General features: G+C 66.3%; 15 protein-coding genes. 3 read left to right on the top strand and 12 right to left on the bottom strand.

Features of this window, described 5'->3' with window-relative positions; genetic code table 11:
- Nucleotides 1–60 precede the first annotated feature (60 nt).
- The 5 genes from ACIGJG_RS07490 to ACIGJG_RS07470 all read right to left on the bottom strand — a co-directional run bounded on the left by ACIGJG_RS07490 (nt 61) and on the right by ACIGJG_RS07470 (nt 5,986).
- Complete coding sequence (locus ACIGJG_RS07490; RefSeq protein WP_011297615.1) at nt 61–396, bottom strand: cupin domain-containing protein; 336 nt, start codon at nt 394–396, stop codon at nt 61–63.
- A gap of 16 nt (nt 397–412) precedes the next feature.
- Nucleotides 413–3,670 carry an FtsK/SpoIIIE family DNA translocase gene (locus tag ACIGJG_RS07485; protein WP_483672970.1) on the bottom strand — a complete coding sequence of 1,086 codons (3,258 nt, stop codon included), beginning with the start codon at nt 3,668–3,670 and terminating at the stop codon, nt 413–415.
- 167 nt (nt 3,671–3,837) lie between these two features.
- Complete coding sequence (locus ACIGJG_RS07480; RefSeq protein ID WP_041679910.1) at nt 3,838–4,416, bottom strand: DUF4136 domain-containing protein; 579 nt, start codon at nt 4,414–4,416, stop codon at nt 3,838–3,840.
- Nucleotides 4,417–4,442: 26 nt separating this feature from the next.
- Nucleotides 4,443–4,856, bottom strand: a complete 414-nt coding sequence (locus ACIGJG_RS07475; RefSeq protein WP_011297612.1) for a DoxX family protein — start codon at nt 4,854–4,856, stop codon at nt 4,443–4,445.
- 182 nt (nt 4,857–5,038) lie between these two features.
- Nucleotides 5,039–5,986: a LysR family transcriptional regulator gene (locus tag ACIGJG_RS07470; protein ID WP_011297611.1), complete on the bottom strand. Its 948-nt coding sequence runs from the start codon at nt 5,984–5,986 to the stop codon at nt 5,039–5,041.
- Nucleotides 5,987–6,136: 150 nt separating this feature from the next.
- On the opposite strand from ACIGJG_RS07470, the gene ACIGJG_RS07465 reads away from it, so the two are divergent.
- Together ACIGJG_RS07465 and egtB are read left to right on the top strand one after the other, a co-directional pair.
- The gene (locus tag ACIGJG_RS07465) at nt 6,137–6,757 is read left to right on the top strand and encodes an FMN-dependent NADH-azoreductase (RefSeq protein WP_011297610.1); all 621 of its coding nucleotides are present in this window, start codon (nt 6,137–6,139) and stop codon (nt 6,755–6,757) included.
- 145 nt (nt 6,758–6,902) lie between these two features.
- A complete protein-coding gene (gene egtB, locus ACIGJG_RS07460) occupies nt 6,903–8,192 on the top strand; it encodes an ergothioneine biosynthesis protein EgtB (protein WP_011297609.1) in 1,290 nt (429 codons plus the stop codon).
- 13 nt (nt 8,193–8,205) lie between these two features.
- On the opposite strand, the gene ACIGJG_RS07455 is transcribed toward egtB, so the two are convergent.
- The 7 genes from ACIGJG_RS07455 to mltG form a co-directional block, all read right to left on the bottom strand.
- Complete coding sequence (locus ACIGJG_RS07455) at nt 8,206–8,601, bottom strand: YkvA family protein (RefSeq protein WP_011297608.1); 396 nt, start codon at nt 8,599–8,601, stop codon at nt 8,206–8,208.
- 24 nt (nt 8,602–8,625) lie between these two features.
- Nucleotides 8,626–9,372, bottom strand: coding sequence for an ankyrin repeat domain-containing protein (locus ACIGJG_RS07450; protein ID WP_011297607.1), 747 nt, complete (start codon nt 9,370–9,372; stop codon nt 8,626–8,628).
- Nucleotides 9,365–10,162: a TatD family hydrolase gene (locus tag ACIGJG_RS07445; protein WP_011297606.1), complete on the bottom strand. Its 798-nt coding sequence runs from the start codon at nt 10,160–10,162 to the stop codon at nt 9,365–9,367. Before ACIGJG_RS07445 ends, ACIGJG_RS07450 begins: the two co-directional genes overlap by 8 nt.
- A 36-nt stretch (nt 10,163–10,198) precedes the next feature.
- Nucleotides 10,199–10,606: a PilZ domain-containing protein gene (locus ACIGJG_RS07440; RefSeq protein ID WP_011297605.1), complete on the bottom strand. Its 408-nt coding sequence runs from the start codon at nt 10,604–10,606 to the stop codon at nt 10,199–10,201.
- A gap of 96 nt (nt 10,607–10,702) precedes the next feature.
- Nucleotides 10,703–11,716: a DNA polymerase III subunit delta' gene (locus tag ACIGJG_RS07435; protein WP_483672968.1), complete on the bottom strand. Its 1,014-nt coding sequence runs from the start codon at nt 11,714–11,716 to the stop codon at nt 10,703–10,705.
- A 116-nt stretch (nt 11,717–11,832) separates the two neighbouring features.
- Nucleotides 11,833–12,444, bottom strand: a complete 612-nt coding sequence (tmk, locus tag ACIGJG_RS07430) for a dTMP kinase (RefSeq protein WP_011297603.1) — start codon at nt 12,442–12,444, stop codon at nt 11,833–11,835.
- A gap of 6 nt (nt 12,445–12,450) precedes the next feature.
- Complete coding sequence (gene mltG, locus ACIGJG_RS07425; RefSeq protein WP_011297602.1) at nt 12,451–13,446, bottom strand: endolytic transglycosylase MltG; 996 nt, start codon at nt 13,444–13,446, stop codon at nt 12,451–12,453.
- 187 nt (nt 13,447–13,633) lie between these two features.
- Here mltG and ygfZ point away from each other — a divergent pair, with 187 nt between their 5' ends.
- Entirely contained in the window at nt 13,634–14,641 is a 1,008-nt protein-coding gene (gene ygfZ / locus ACIGJG_RS07420; protein WP_235679912.1) for a CAF17-like 4Fe-4S cluster assembly/insertion protein YgfZ, read from the top strand.
- The last annotated feature ends 2 nt before the right edge of the window (nt 14,642–14,643 follow it).

The raw sequence follows: 14,643 nt of genomic DNA, 5'->3' as shown, positions 1-14,643 counted from the left end.
TGCGGCGGCGGGATTTCGAACGATTCATCCAATGCAATCAGCCGATCGCACAGCGGGACGCTACGCAGCGTCGCAATGCACCGCCAGCCAGACCGTCGGCTCGCCGCCATCAGTCCATGCGACGCGATGACGGCAGTGCGCTGGCACGTGCAGCCAGTCGCCGGGCCGCATGACGCGCGGGGCCGTATCGCCCTCGCACTCGATTCCCGCGCTGCCACTGACGACCATCACCCATTCGTCCTGCGGGCTGTCGTACCAGAAGCCCGGCGGGCTGGCCTGGCCATTGGAGATGATCCGTTCGATCTTCAGGCCCTTCCGTTCCAGCAAAGGCTGAAAGATCTCGTCGGGCGCGCCGACAGGGACGTCGGCGAAGAGATTGCCGTGCTTCGGGTCCATGTCGGCCTCCGGAGATTCAGTCGCCCGGCCCGGGCGCCAGCACGTCGCGTGCGCCGTTGCGACCCATCGGCGAGACCAGGCCCGCGGCTTCCATCTGCTCGATCAGCCGCGCGGCGCGGTTGTAGCCGATGCGAAGCTGGCGCTGGACTGCAGAGATCGATGCGCGGCGTGAATTGAGCACAAAGGATGCGGCCTCGTCATACAGCGGATCGGCTTCGCCGTCGCCGTTGCTATCGCCGAACAGATCGCTGGCACCCACCTCGGCGGCATCGCCGGCGAGGATGGCTTCATCGTAGTCGGGTTCGCCGAACTGCTTCCAGTGCTCGACCACGCGGTGCACCTCATCATCCGCGACAAACGCGCCATGCACGCGCTGCGGATAGCCGGTACCCGGCGGCAGGAACAGCATGTCGCCCTGCCCCAGCAGGCTTTCCGCGCCCATCTGGTCGAGGATGGTGCGCGAATCGATCTTCGACGACACCTGGAACGCTACGCGTGTCGGGATATTGGCCTTGATCAGGCCCGTGATGACGTCCACCGACGGACGCTGCGTGGCCAGGATCAGGTGGATGCCAGCCGCACGCGCCTTCTGCGCGAGCCGTGCGATCAGCTCCTCGATCTTCTTGCCGGCCACCATCATCAAGTCGGCCAGTTCGTCGATCACGACCACGATCAGCGGCAGCGTGGATAGCGGCTCCGGCGCGTCCGGCGTCAGCGAGAACGGGTTCGGCACCTTCTGCTCCGCGGCCTCGGCCGCGCGGATCTTCTGGTTGTAGCCGGCCAGGTTGCGCACGCCGAGCGCCGACATCAGCCGGTAGCGCTTTTCCATCTCGCCGACGCACCAGTTCAGCGCATGCGCGGCCTGCTTCATGTCGGTGACCACCGGTGCGAGCAGGTGCGGAATGCCTTCGTAGACCGACAGCTCGAGCATCTTCGGGTCGATCATGATCAGGCGCACGTCCTCGGGCGTGGCCTTGTATAGCATCGACAGGATCATCGCATTGACCGCCACGGACTTGCCCGAGCCCGTGGTGCCCGCCACCAGCAGGTGCGGCGCGCGGGCCAGGTCGGTCACGACCGGGTGGCCCGTGATGTCCTTGCCCATGGCCAGCACCAGCCGCGAATTGTGCGACTGGAACGACGACGCCCGGACAATCTCGGACAGCCGGATCATCTGCCGGCGCGCATTGGGCAACTCCAGGCCCATGCAGGTCTTGCCGGGGATGGTCTCGACCACGCGGATCGACGTCACGCCAAGCGCGCGCGCCAGATCCTTCATCAGGCCGACCACCTGCGCGCCACGCACGCCCATCGCGGGCTCGACTTCGAACCGCGTGATCACCGGGCCGGCGCTGGCGCCTACCACGGCGACCGGTACCTTGAATTCCGACAGCCGCTGTTCGATCAGCTCACCGGTCTCGCGCAGGCGCTCTTCGGAAACCTGCTCCGTATGGTCAACCGCAGCTTCCAGCAGTTCTGTCGGGGGCAGGCGGTAATCGACGATGACGCGCGGTGCAGGCGCGGGTGCCGGAGCTACCGGCGCGGGCTGGACGGGCTGCGCGTTGAGCGGAACCGTCTTGCCGACCACTGCGGGCAGCACGATACGCGGCTTGGCCGCCGGGGCAACCGGTGCCGGTGCCGGCTCGGGTTCGGGCAACGGCTCGGATTCAGGTACCGACGCACCCAGCAAGGCATTGGCATCGACGAGCGTTTCCGCCTCGAAAGCATCCTCAGGTTCCGCTTCAGGGAGCGGACCGTCCTCCATGACGAACGCCGGTGCAGCTTCCGATGCGGACGCAGCGTCGACTGGGGCGTCAGCTTCGGCTTCGGCTTCGGCTTCGGCTTCGGCTTCGGCTTCGGCTTCGGCTTCGGCTTCGGCTTCGGCTTCGGCTTCGGCTTCGGCTTCGGCTTCGGCTTCGGCTTCGGCTTCGGCTTCGGCTTCGGCTTCGGCTTCGGCTTCGGCTTCGGCTTCGGCTTCAACGGCGAGTTCGGTGATGGACGAAGGTTCCCCGAATTCCGTCGACTCCGGCGCGGCTTCCTCTACCGCAGGAGCGGCCGGAGCCTGCGCTTCGACGGCCGGCTGAACAGGCACTGCCTTGCGCGACAGCATCTGCAGCTCGGCCAGCAGTTGCAGCGCTTCCTGGCGGATAGCTTCGACCGTAGCTTCGTCCGCCTCGGATCCCTCCACTTCAGCGGTCTGCGCAGCCACTTCGGTGGCGTGGCTGTCGGTCATCTCGATGGATGGAACCGCCTCGACAACGATGGGATCAAGCACGGCGACTGCGTCATCAGTCGTCGTTTCGGCGAGAACCTCAGTTGTCGCCGTGGCGGGCGCATTGGCCACTGCCGCTTCGACAGCGGGGGCAACCGCCGCAGAGGCAGCCGCGACCGTTGCCGCTGCCTTCGCAGGCGCGGCGGCCACCGCTGCTTCCGGCAAGGTCGTGATGGCAGAGCGAACGATCGGTTGCGGCTGGCGGAACGGCGTGCTGACCACCGTGGCGCGAGCGGGTGCGGGCGCGGCCGGACGGGATGCAGCAGCCGGGGCCGGCGTCGGCGTTGCAGCGGCCGCGGCGGCAGCCTGCAAGCTCACCGGACGGCGCGGCGGCGGATTCTGCTGGGCGCGTGGTGCCGTGGCTTCTGGCACGGACTGCGCGGCAGGCCGCACGGGCGGCTTCACCGCGCCGGGCGATTCGGCATGATGCAGCCAGATCTCGCCGGGCTGGGGCGGCGACTCGCGCGTGCGGGGCGGCGGCTGCCAGGCCGGCTGGCGGCGCGCGGAAACGGCGTCGAAACTGCGGTGGCGCGGCGATGGCGCGTTCCAGCCGCCGGATGCGGCACCGTTGGCCGCGGTCGATTCCCAGCGTTCGGGTTCGCGCATCGGCTGGGTCGGCACGAATTCGGCGGGCTCGTCTTCGGCGCGCGGGGCGCTGAGCGGCTTGCGCAGCAGGAACAGGCTGCGCCATGTCTCTCCGAACACCATCGGTGCGGCCAGCGCGAGCACGCCCAGCATCACGAACAAAGCGCCGGTCCAGCCGAACAGGTTACCGACCATGCCGCCGAGCGCGCGGCCGGCCGAACCGCCCGCCGTCCCGCCTTCGCCGCCGGTCAGCGCCTCCAGCGATGCGCTTGCACAGAGCACGATCACCGTGCCGAGCCAGATGCGCAACGAGCCCGGGCCGGAAAGGCGCCGTTCGCGCGCCAGCAGGCCGCCGAAGAACCGCCACACGAGCGGCACCAGCCACAGAGTCGAAAATCCGAACCAGCCAAAACCCATGATCGCCACGCCACGTTCAAAACTACGGGCAGCGATTGTAGCGGTTAAGGCGGCCGGCCATCGCCCCGGGCAGCGCAATAAAGCGCAAGTATTCGTAAGCGCGGCGTGCCGGCAACACTCCCCTGCCCTGCCGCTCGCTACCGGGCGCTACGGGTCGCTACCGATCGCTACTGGCTGCCAGCGCGGAACGGGTACTTGGCGAAGATCTGTCCGACGACCTTGTCGATGCGCTGCTGGATATTGGACTGGTCGTGCGTATCCACGCTGCCCACGGCAACGCCTTCCCAGACCAGCTTCATCGCCTTGCGGTCGACGACGTCGATGTTCAGCGTGCCTTCGGTGTACGTGTACACGTCGTTATAGAAGCCGTAGCCCGGCCACGGCGCGTAGAGCCCGCCGCGATAGCCGTAGTAGCCCATCATCGGCGGCGGCGCCGGCGTGACCTGCACCTTCTCCTGCGTGCGCGCGTTGAAATTGACCAGCAGGTCGGGCGCCTGGGCGTTGTACTGATACCCGCGCGATGTCATCTCGCGCTGCACCGCGCTTTTCAGGTACTGCGTGGTCAGGCTTTCGTAACCCTGCCGGTCCGTGCCCGGGTTCTGCACGAAGCCGAAGCTGCGGTACACGCTGAAATCCGTGTTGTGGTTGTAATCGGTCTTGATATCCGGTGCGCTCGCGCACGCGGCCAGCAACGCCGATGCCACGACAACAGCCGTTGCCGTCCTGCTTCTCGGAAGTTCCACGATACGTCTCCAGGAACTCGCGGCAGTGGCTAGTTCCACTTGCCGCCGGCACCACCGAGGCCCAGACGCCCGCCACCGATAAGCACCAGCGTCAGCGCCGCTGCCAGGTACATGCCTTGCAGCTCGAGCTGCCAGCCGCCGGTATCGTTGAGCATGGCGATCTGCTTCGTATGCACAAGGGCAACCGCAAACAGCATGTTGACCACCACGATCAGCGCCGCCAGACGCGTCCACAGGCCGAGGATCAGCAGCACGGGGGCAACGACCTCGCCGATATACGCGCCGTAAGCCACCCACGCGGGCAAGCCTGCCTGCGTCGCGGTCTGCTCGACGAAGCCCACCCCGCCCTTCAGCTTGGCAATGCCATGCAGCAGGATCAATACCCCAAGCACGATGCGCAACAGTGCCTTGCCCAGATCCTGCGAACCCTGAGAGCCGCTCATGGCCATCCTCCTTGTCGGTTGAGAACAGTAGGAGCACCCGGGAAACGCTTGCCATCCGCTGTGGACATCAATCCGGCCAAGCGACTTCGCCCGCACGCAACGGGGCTCGCCCCTGTACCTTAGTGCCCCGTGGCGTGAAGGTAAAGGCGCAAGCGTGGCGAATGCGCTCCATGGCACCGCCGTCAGACGGCGCGGTGCATGGCCGGCTGGCGTGGCTCGTGCATGCCGACCTTGCGCGCATTTTCGGGCAGGATCTCGCTGAGGAAATCGAGAAAGCGCCGGACGGCAGGCGTCACGCCCTTGCGCGACGGAAATACCGCGTGCAGCGTGCCCACGGGCATTTCCCACTGGGGCAGGAGCAGTTCCAGCTCGCCGGCATCGATCGCATCGCGGCAGTACATGCGCGGCAGCATGGCAACGCCGATGCCTGCAATCGCTGCCTCGCGCAGCAGCGAGAACTCGTCCGTGACCAGGCGTGGGTCGTAGGCGATCTGGATTGTCTCGCCGCTCTTGCAGCCGAGGACCCAGACATGCTTGCCGTCGTGCGGCTTTTGCCCGACGCCTGGCATGCCGTCGAGCGCCTGCGGCGTACGCGGGCGGCCGATACTGTCGAGCAGGCCGGGGCTGGCCACGAGCATGAGCTGGCTTTCACCGAAGGTACGCACGGCAAGACTCGAGTCCTCCAGGACATCGCGTACGCGCAAGGACAGGTCATAGCCCTCGCCGATCACGTCGACGCGTCGATTCGTGGCCTCCAGCTCGATGCGTACGGCCGGATTCGCGCGCATGAAATGGCCGATCGCCGGCGCCAGCAGGATCTGCGCGATGGCCACCGGGCAGCTCACGCGCAGTGTACCGCCAGGCTGGTCGCGCGCCTGCTCGATCACTTCGTGCGCGGCCTCTGCCTCCTTCAGCATGGCCCGGCAACGCTCGTAGTAAGACTCTCCAAGCGGAGTGACACGCACCTGGCGGGTCGTACGGCGCAACAGCTGCACGCCGAGGTCGCGTTCGAGCTGGGCAATACGCCGGCTCAGGCGCGACTTGGGAATCCCCGTGGCGCGGCTGGCTGCGGAAAAGCTGCCGTGCTCTACCACCTGGGCAAACAGCGACAGATCGTTAAGGTCCTGCATATCGGCCTCCGCCTGTGCAACGAAACCATGGACAGGGATCCCGACGCTCGTTGCATGAATAGAACAATTATTTGCATTTTGCCTCACTACCGACACCAATGGCCAGCCGCTAATCTGTGTTCATCGCAACCGCACCTTGTGGAGAAAGACATGAACATCCTGCAGATCGATTCGAGCGTTCTTGGTGGCCATTCCGTTTCGCGTAACCTGACCGCCAGCGTGGTGGCTGACCTGGTCGCCGCCAACCCTGGCGCCAAGGTGACCGTGCGCGATCTGGACCAGGATGCCCCGGCCCACCTGTCCGGCCATCTGCTGCCCGTGCTGGGCGGCCCGAAGGACGGCCTGAACGCCGCGCAGGAAGCCGAACTGCAGCGTACCGAAACGTGGCTGGCCGAGTTCCTGGCTGCCGACGTGCTGGTGGTGGGCGTGCCGCAATACAACTTCAGCATCCCGAGCCAGCTCAAGTCCTGGATCGACCGCATCGCCCAGGCTGGCCGCACTTTCAAGTACACCGAGAACGGCCCGGTCGGCCTGGCCGGCGGCAAGCGCGTGATCGTGGTGTCGTCGCGCGGCGGCGTGCGCCAGGATGCCAATGAACTGGATCTGCACGAAAAGACTGTGGACGTCGTGTTCCGTTTCCTGGGCATTACCGACATCACCTACGTGCGTGCCCACGGCCTCGCCATGGGACCGGACGCTCGCGAAGCCGGCCTGAGCAGCGCCCGCACGGAAATCGCGGCACTGAACGACGGCGGCCGCCTGGCCGCCTGACCGGCTCGCCCCTCGGGCGGAACGGGTCTATGATGAATGCGGGGCGCTACGGCGCCCCGCGTGCCATTGGCGACGTCACTGGCCAGCCTGCTGCGCTGGCTGGTTGCGTCCTTCGCCCAGTCATCGACCGATCCCGGGAGCCCGCATGACTTCAGCCCTGCTGCCAGCCGCCGCCATCCACCCGCCGCACGAACCCGCCTTGCTGTCGCAGTACCGGCACATCCGGTCCGCCACCGAGGCCATGGTCGCCGACCTGTCGGACGCCGACGCGACAGTGCAGTCGATGGAGGACGCGAGCCCGGCGAAATGGCACCTCGCCCACACCACATGGTTCTTCGAGGAATTCGTGCTGGCCGCGCGCGTGCCCGGCTACGAGCCGGTCGATCCGGCCTACCGTTTCCTGTTCAATTCGTATTACGAGTCGGTTGGCCCACGCCATCCGCGCCCGCGCCGCGGGCTACTGAGCCGCCCGTCGCTGGACGAGATCCTGGCCTACCGCGAGGCCGTCGACGAGTCGATGCTGACATTGCTGGGCACCGCCCAAACCGACGCCGAAGCGGCACTGATCACGCTCGGCCTGCACCATGAGCAACAGCACCAGGAACTGCTGCTGACCGACATCCTGCACCTGTTCGCACAGAATCCGCTGCGGCCCGCGTTCGCGCCCGAACTGCTGGAGCCGGTGATCGCCGACCCGCGCGCGGCGCCGGACTGGGTCGGCTTTGACGGCGGCGTGGTCGAGATCGGCCATAGCGGCGATGACTTCGCCTTTGACTGCGAGGGTCCGCGCCACAGGGTGTACCTGCAGCCCTATACGCTGAGCTCGCACCCGGTCAGCAACCGCCAGTGGTTCGAATTCATCGACGATGGCGGGTACCAGACCGCCGGCTTGTGGCTCTCGGATGGCTGGCGCTGGGTGTGCGAGCAAGGCATTCAGGCGCCGCTGTACTGGGAAGAACGCGAAGGCACGTGGTGGCAGATGACGCTGCGCGGCATGCTCCCCGTCGACCCGGAAAGTCCCGTCACCCATATCAGCTTCTATGAGGCCGACGCCTTCGCGCGCTGGGCCGAGCGCCGGCTGCCGACCGAGGCAGAGTGGGAATACGCCGCACGCCATCTCCCGGCCACCGGGAATTTCGTCGAAGGCCGCGCGCTGCGGCCCTTGCCCGATCGCCAGAACACCTCCGGTGTGCTGCGCCAGATGTTCGGCGATGTGTGGGAATGGACCGGAAGCGCATTCCAGCCCTATCCGGGCTTCCGACCGAGTGCCGGCGCGGTCGGCGAATACAACGGCAAGTTCATGAGCAGCCAGATGGTGCTGCGTGGCGGGTCCTGCGTCACGCCGGAATCGCACATCCGGGCCAGCTACCGCAATTTCTTCTATCCGCACCAGCGCTGGCAGTTCACCGGCGTACGGCTCGCGGACGATGCCTGAGTGCGCAACGGCGTCAGCGGGCTGACCACCAGCGCCAGCCCAGCCATGCCAGCAGCGCCCAGGTCAGCACGATGATCGCGCCCGCCCACAGGTTGCGCGGGCGCTCGCCTTGCGCCGCCTGCCAGGCTTCCGCGCGTACGCGGCAGTCGGCTTTCACGGCCGCCGGCACAAGCCGCAACGCGAGCCAGATACCCAACGGCACCAGCAGGACGTCATCGACATAGCCGAGCACCGGAATGAAATCCGGCACCAGGTCGATGGGGCTGAACGCGTAGGCCACCACCAGCACCGCCAGCATCCGCGCCGCCAGCGGCGTGTCCGGATGGCGGCTGCAGAACCACAGCATTACCAGGCTCGACTTCAGCCGGCGCGCCCATTGCCGCAGGCGCTGGTTCAAGTTCACGCCCATTGCCGGCGTGCCGTTGGGCGGAATTTACTTGCCGCTGGCCGGCACGGCCTTGATCGGCTGCCCGCCGGGCTGCGCGACTGGAGCCTTCAGCGGCGGCGCGGCGACGATGGGCACCTGCGGGTAGAGCTTCTGCCAGCGCGATTTCAGTCCAGTGGCAATTTCCGCCTGGTTATAGCGCTCGGCAAAGTCGATCACCGTCATGCCCTGCTGGTTCTTCAGGCGCATGTCGGCGCCTTCGTCGAGCAGCAGCTTCACGGTCTCGATATGGCCACTACGCGCGGCCATCATCAGCGGCGTGGTGCCGTTCGGGCTTTCGGCGTCGATATAGGCGGCGTGGTCGATCAGGTATTTGACGACGTCGTTGTGGCCGGTCGTGCATGCGTAATGCAGCGGCGTCCAGCCGGTCTTGTTCACCTCGGCCTCCATGTCGTCGACCATCAGCTTGACCATATCAAGCTCGCCCTGAAGCGAAGCCATCATCAGCGGCGTCTCGCCCGCCGGGTTGGCTTTGTCGAAGTCGATGTCCTTGGCCTTGATCAGTGCCGCCGCTGCTTTCAGCGATTTCTCACGCAGCGCGATGACCAGCATCGGATCGCCACGGCTATCCGCGAGATTCGGATTCACGCCGCGGCCCAGCAGCTTCTGCACGGTGCGCGCGTCGTCGAATTCCACGGCCTTGCGCATATCGTCGACCGGCGCGGCCCAGACCAGCGCCGCGCAGCCGAGCAGTACAGCGCCCGTCAGGCTGCGGATGGATTTCAGGTCAAACATGGGCTTCCCTGTCGATGTGCTTGAAAAGCTTGAAGAAATTGTCAGTCGTCTGTTCGGCAATCTGCTCCACCGGCAGACCGCGCAGCTTGGCGATGAACTCGCCCACGTGGCGCACCCAGGCTGGTTCGTTGGTCTTGCCGCGGTACGGCACGGGCGCCAGGTACGGCGAATCGGTCTCGATCAGCATGCGGTCCAGCGGCACCTTGCGCGCGGTTTCCTGCAGGTCCGCCGCGCTCTTGAAGGTGACGATGCCCGAGAACGAGATGTGGAATCCCTCGTCCAGCGCCTGTTTCGCGACGTCCCAGGTCTCCGTGAAGCAATGCATCACGCCGCCGGCCTCGCCCGCGTTTTCCTCGCGCATCACGCGCAGCGTGTCGTCGGCCGATGAGCGGGTATGGATGATCAGCGGTTTGCCGGTCTGGCGCGCGGCGCGGATATGGGTGCGGAAACGCTCGCGTTGCCACTCCATGTCGGCGATGCTGCGTCCATTCAGCCGGTAGTAGTCCAGGCCGGTTTCGCCAGTGCCAACCACGCGCGGGTGAGCGGAGAGCTCCAGCAGGCGTTCCAGCGTGGGCTCTTCGCCCTCCTCGTAGTCCGGGTGGACACCAACCGACGCGTACAGGTTCGGATGCTGCTCGGCCAGCGCGAGCACGCGTGGAAAGTCTTCGAGCGTCACCGAGATGCAGAGCGCATGCGACACCTGGTTGGCGCGCATATTCTCCAGCAGTTCAGGTAGCCGGGCGGCCAGGTCGGGGAAATCGATATGGCAATGCGAATCTACAAAATTCATTATAAACAATGAGTTACGATGCAAACCTCTTGTATTTCACAAGGTTTGCGTGGGCCGGCCGGATTCCAGTTGCTTGCCCAGGATCTCCTCGACGGCACGGCGGAGGTTGCGGCCATTGTCGTCATCGGGGAAATGCACCCCAACACCCGGCGTCTTCATCGGTGTGCCCGGCGGCGTGATCCAGGCCACGTGCCCAGCCACCTGGTACTTCTGCGGCCGATCCAGCAGCGACAGAACCAGGAACACTTGCTCGCCAAGCCGGAACGGCCGGTTCGACGGCACGAAAATCCCGCCACGCGTCAGGAACGGCATGTATGCGGCGTAAAGCCCGGCCTGATCCTTGATCGACAAGGACAACACGTTCGGCCGCGATGGCGTTCCGCCCGTAGTTCCGGCCGAAGCGCCGGCCGCGCGAGGCGGCAAGGTTGCGACATCTGTACTCATGACTGACCCCTTTCTGACCTGCTACAGCTTTGTGTTATAGATGTTTTGGTCCTGCACCCCGGCTGTAGCCGGGCCCCGCGTACTGCGCCGGAGGCGTCAGTGGAACAGCTGCCGGTATTCAAGAAACACGGATTCCATCACCAGCCTCGACGCGAGCGGATGGTTCTCGCTGCGCCGGTGCGCGCTGAGGCGCGTGGCAAATGCCTGCAGCCGATGGGCATTGGAGGCACCCGCGCAACGCGCCAGCACGGTGCGCTCCTTCGGGAAGTAGCGCGGCACCGCGTTGCCCGAGGCGTCGAGCCGGCACTTCAGCAGATCGTACGTCCAGCGCTGGAGGATGCCAAGCACGGCGGGCACCGGCAGCTTTTGTAGTTGTTCCGCCGCACCAGTCGCGTCAAATTCGGCGCCAGCACCAAGTTGGCCGACCAGCCAGCGCTGCAGCGGCTGCTCCTCGGCCTCCGCGGCATGCAGAGCGGTCAGCGGCGAGCCGCCAGCCAGCGCAAGCTGCGCCTCGGCGTCGGCAACGCCTTGGCTCTTGAGCCAGGCCAGCGCCGCTTCTGGCGTTGGCCGCTGAGTGGAAAACTGGCGGCAGCGCGACAGGATGGTCGGCAGGATGCGATCGAGCCGGTCCGTAACGAGCAGGAAGACCGTCGACGACGGGGGCTCCTCGAGCGTCTTCAGCAACGCGTTGGCCCCTTCAACCTGCAGCGCGTCCAGCGGATAGACCACCACGACGCGCAGGCCCGCCCGGTGCGTGCCCACCCCCACCGCGTCAATCAGCGCGCGCACCTGCTCCATGCGAATGATCTTGCTGGGCGCCTTCTTCTTGCCGCTGTCATCGGCCTCGCCTTCACCGCCGGACTCCAGCGCTTCAGGTCGTACCACCGTGAAATCAGGATGGTTGCCCTGGCTGAACCAGTGACAGGCAGCGCACTGGCCACAGGGCTGGCCGTCTGGCCGCGGCGATTCGCACAGCAGACCCTGCGCAAAGTGCAGCGCTAGGTCACGCTTGCCGGTGCCCTGCTGGCCATGGATCAGCAATGCATGGGGGAGCCGCTCGCGCAGCGCGCCAAGCCGTTGCCAGTCTTCCGTTTGCCAGGGATAGAGCATGCGAATCAGTCAGTTAGCCGCGAAAGCCGAGGGGTCACCTTTACAACCGTGCCGCTGCCGATGACGCAACGGCACAGCGTCGGTCCATTATTATCGATCAATATAAAGCTGGAAAATCAAAGCGTTGAGATGATCTTTTCAAGTTCGACGCGAATGGCTTCAATGCTCTGCGTGGCGTCGATCACGCGGAAGCGTTCGGGCGCCTGCGCGGCGCGGCGCAGGTACTCGGCCCGCGTACGCTCGAAGAACGCGCGCGATTCCGCCTCGAACTTGTCGGGCTCGCGCGCGCCGGCCAGGCGCTCGCTCGCGGTTTCCAGCGGCACATCGAACAGCAGCGTCAGGTCCGGCTGCAGGCCGTCCTGTACCCACGTTTCCAGCGTTTCGAGCCGGGACGTGGCCAGCCCTCTTCCGCCGCCCTGGTAAGCAAACGTGGCATCGGTGAATCGGTCCGAGATCACCCAGTCGCCACGTGCCAGCGCCGGTTCGATGACCTCCGCGATGTGTTCGCGGCGCGCCGCGAACATCAGCAGCGCTTCGGTTTCCAGGTGCATCTTGCGGTGCAGCAGGATCTGTCGCAGGTCCTCTCCCAGCGGCGTACCGCCCGGCTCGCGCGTGGTGACAACGGCCGGGATGTCCTTGCGCTCGCGCAGCCGCGCCGCCACCGCGCCGATATGGGTGCTCTTGCCGGCGCCGTCGATGCCTTCGAAGGTAATGAATTTTCCGCGCATGGATGCTTATTTGCCGCGCTGGTACTGATCTACCGCGCGGTTGTGTTCGGGAAGCGTATTGGAGAAATGGCTGGTACCGTCGCCGCGCGCCACGAAATACAGCGCATCGGACGGGGCCGGCGCGGTAGCCGCGGCCAGCGAAGCCAGGCCCGGCAGCGCGATCGGCGTGGGCGGCAGGCCGGTACGGGTGTAGGTATTGTACGGCGTGTCGGTCTGCAGGTCGCGCTTGCGCAGGTTGCCGTCGAAGCGCTCGCCAATGCCGTAGATCACGGTCGGGTCGGTCTGGAGCATCATGTTCTTGCGCAGGCGGTTGACAAACACCGCGGCGATCATCGGGCGCTCGGTGGCCTGGCCGGTTTCCTTCTCGACGATCGACGCCATCACCAGCGCCTCGTACGGGGTCTTGTACGGCAGGTCCGCGGAGCGCGCGTTCCAGGCCTCGTTCAGCCGCCGCTGCATGGCCTTGTAGGCATGGCGGTACAGCTCGATATCGCTGCTGCCGCGCGCGAACAGGTAGGTGTCGGGGAAGAAGAGCCCTTCCGGGGCATCTTCCGTGGCGCCAATCGCCTTCATCAGATCGGCGTCCGACATGTCCTTCGTGTCATGGCGCAGAGCCGGGCTGGCATCCACCGCGGCGCGCATCTTGCGGAATTCCCAGCCCTCGATCACGGTGACGACATAGTGCGTGACTTCGCCGCGTGCGAGCTTGCCGACCACACCCATCGGCGTAATGCCCGTTTCGAATGTATAGCCGCCTGCCTTCAGGTCCGGACCATGGCCGGTCAGCCGCGCCAGCAACTGGAACAGGCGCGGGTCCATGCTCACGCCGCCGCGCTGGAGCTGGCGGCCGACGCTGGCGACACCGGAATTCGGCTTGATGACGACTTCGACAGGCGAGGCGGACAGGCCCAGCGGCTGGTTGGCCCACCACGCGAAAGCGCCGGCGGCAGCCAGGGCAAGAACGAGGACGAGCAGTCCCAGGCGTAGAAAAAGACGTGTCATGAAATCCGTTCGGTCGCGGCAGCGTCCGGACTGCGGGTGATGTCCCAGCCGCGCGCTGCCGGCGCCGGCTGAAATGCCGGCAGCCTCATATAATACCGGGAGCCTTGCGCGGCCACGACTTTGCCGGTCGGTGAACCGCGGCGCGCACCAGTCCAATGCACCCAATTGCCTGATCGGAATGCCTGAAATGAATGCCCCAGCCAACAACCTCTCCGCCAGCTTTGACGCCTTGCAGAATCGTGGCGTTGTCTGCGCACCGGCCGGGCTCGGATGGATCCGCGTGGCGGGCGATGATGCCGCTGCCTTCCTGCACACGCAGCTGACCAACGCGGTCGAAGACCTCGGCCCCGGCGCTGCCCGCCTGGCCGGCTATTGCTCGCCCAAGGGCCGCCTGCAGGCCAGCTTCCTGATGTGGCGCGATGCGGACGGCATCGTGCTGCAACTGTCAGACGACATCCAGCCAGCGCTGCAGAAGCGCCTGAGCATGTTCGTCCTGCGCGCCAAGGCCAAGCTCAGCGACATGTCTCCTGTCGTGGCCGTGGTGGGCGCGGCGGGTCCGCAAGCCGCCCAAGCACTGGCCAAGGCCGGACTGCCCGCGCCCGACGCAGTGTTCGGCACGGCCAGCGTTGAAAGCGCAACCGTTATCCGCCTGCCGGACGCTGCTGGCCAGCCTCGCTGGCAAGCCGTGTTGCCGGCCGAACGCGCCGGAGAATTCCGTGCCGCGCTGAGCGGGGAATTGGCGGACGCCGACTCCGCGTTCTGGGACTGGCTCGATGTCCAGTCCGGCATCCCGCGCATCGTCACCGCGACGCAGGAACAGTTCGTGCCGCAGATGATCAACTTCGAACTGGTCGGCGGCGTCAATTTCCGCAAGGGCTGCTACCCGGGCCAGGAAATCGTGGCGCGCAGCCAGTACCGCGGCACGCTCAAGCGCCGCATGTGGCTGGTGCAGGGCGACGGCGCCGTGCCGGCGCCCGCTACGGAGATCTTCCGCCCGGAAGATCCGCAGCAGCCGTGCGGCATGGTCGTGAACGCCGCCCCCGCCCCGCAAGGCGGCTGGGCGGGCCTGGCCGAACTGAAGATCGATGCGGCCGCGTCGGCCCTGCATCTGGGCAGCGCCGAAGGCGCCGCGCTGACGGTGGGCGAACTCCCCTACGAAGTACCGCTGCCGGAAGCCACGCAGGCCGCCGGCTGACC

The organism is Cupriavidus sp. C1SS-2L, assembly GCF_057073735.1.
This window is presented reverse-complemented; position numbering and strand designations above follow the sequence as displayed.

What these genes read in the sequence shown, in the direction of transcription:
- ACIGJG_RS07465 (WP_011297610.1), top strand. Translation starts at nt 6,137, where the DNA reads ATGAACATCCTGCAGATCGATTCGAGCGTTCTTGGTGGCCATTCCGTT.
- ACIGJG_RS07455 (WP_011297608.1), bottom strand. Translation starts at nt 8,601, where the DNA reads ATGGGCGTGAACTTGAACCAGCGCCTGCGGCAATGGGCGCGCCGGCTG.
- ACIGJG_RS07470 (WP_011297611.1), bottom strand. Translation starts at nt 5,986, where the DNA reads ATGCAGGACCTTAACGATCTGTCGCTGTTTGCCCAGGTGGTAGAGCAC.
- ACIGJG_RS07440 (WP_011297605.1), bottom strand. Translation starts at nt 10,606, where the DNA reads ATGAGTACAGATGTCGCAACCTTGCCGCCTCGCGCGGCCGGCGCTTCG.
- ACIGJG_RS07485 (WP_483672970.1), bottom strand. Translation starts at nt 3,670, where the DNA reads ATGGGTTTTGGCTGGTTCGGATTTTCGACTCTGTGGCTGGTGCCGCTC.
- ACIGJG_RS07445 (WP_011297606.1), bottom strand. Translation starts at nt 10,162, where the DNA reads ATGAATTTTGTAGATTCGCATTGCCATATCGATTTCCCCGACCTGGCC.
- ygfZ (WP_235679912.1), top strand. Translation starts at nt 13,634, where the DNA reads ATGAATGCCCCAGCCAACAACCTCTCCGCCAGCTTTGACGCCTTGCAG.
- ACIGJG_RS07475 (WP_011297612.1), bottom strand. Translation starts at nt 4,856, where the DNA reads ATGAGCGGCTCTCAGGGTTCGCAGGATCTGGGCAAGGCACTGTTGCGC.
- mltG (WP_011297602.1), bottom strand. Translation starts at nt 13,446, where the DNA reads ATGACACGTCTTTTTCTACGCCTGGGACTGCTCGTCCTCGTTCTTGCC.
- ACIGJG_RS07435 (WP_483672968.1), bottom strand. Translation starts at nt 11,716, where the DNA reads ATGCTCTATCCCTGGCAAACGGAAGACTGGCAACGGCTTGGCGCGCTG.
- ACIGJG_RS07490 (WP_011297615.1), bottom strand. Translation starts at nt 396, where the DNA reads ATGGACCCGAAGCACGGCAATCTCTTCGCCGACGTCCCTGTCGGCGCG.
- egtB (WP_011297609.1), top strand. Translation starts at nt 6,903, where the DNA reads ATGACTTCAGCCCTGCTGCCAGCCGCCGCCATCCACCCGCCGCACGAA.
- ACIGJG_RS07450 (WP_011297607.1), bottom strand. Translation starts at nt 9,372, where the DNA reads ATGTTTGACCTGAAATCCATCCGCAGCCTGACGGGCGCTGTACTGCTC.
- tmk (WP_011297603.1), bottom strand. Translation starts at nt 12,444, where the DNA reads ATGCGCGGAAAATTCATTACCTTCGAAGGCATCGACGGCGCCGGCAAG.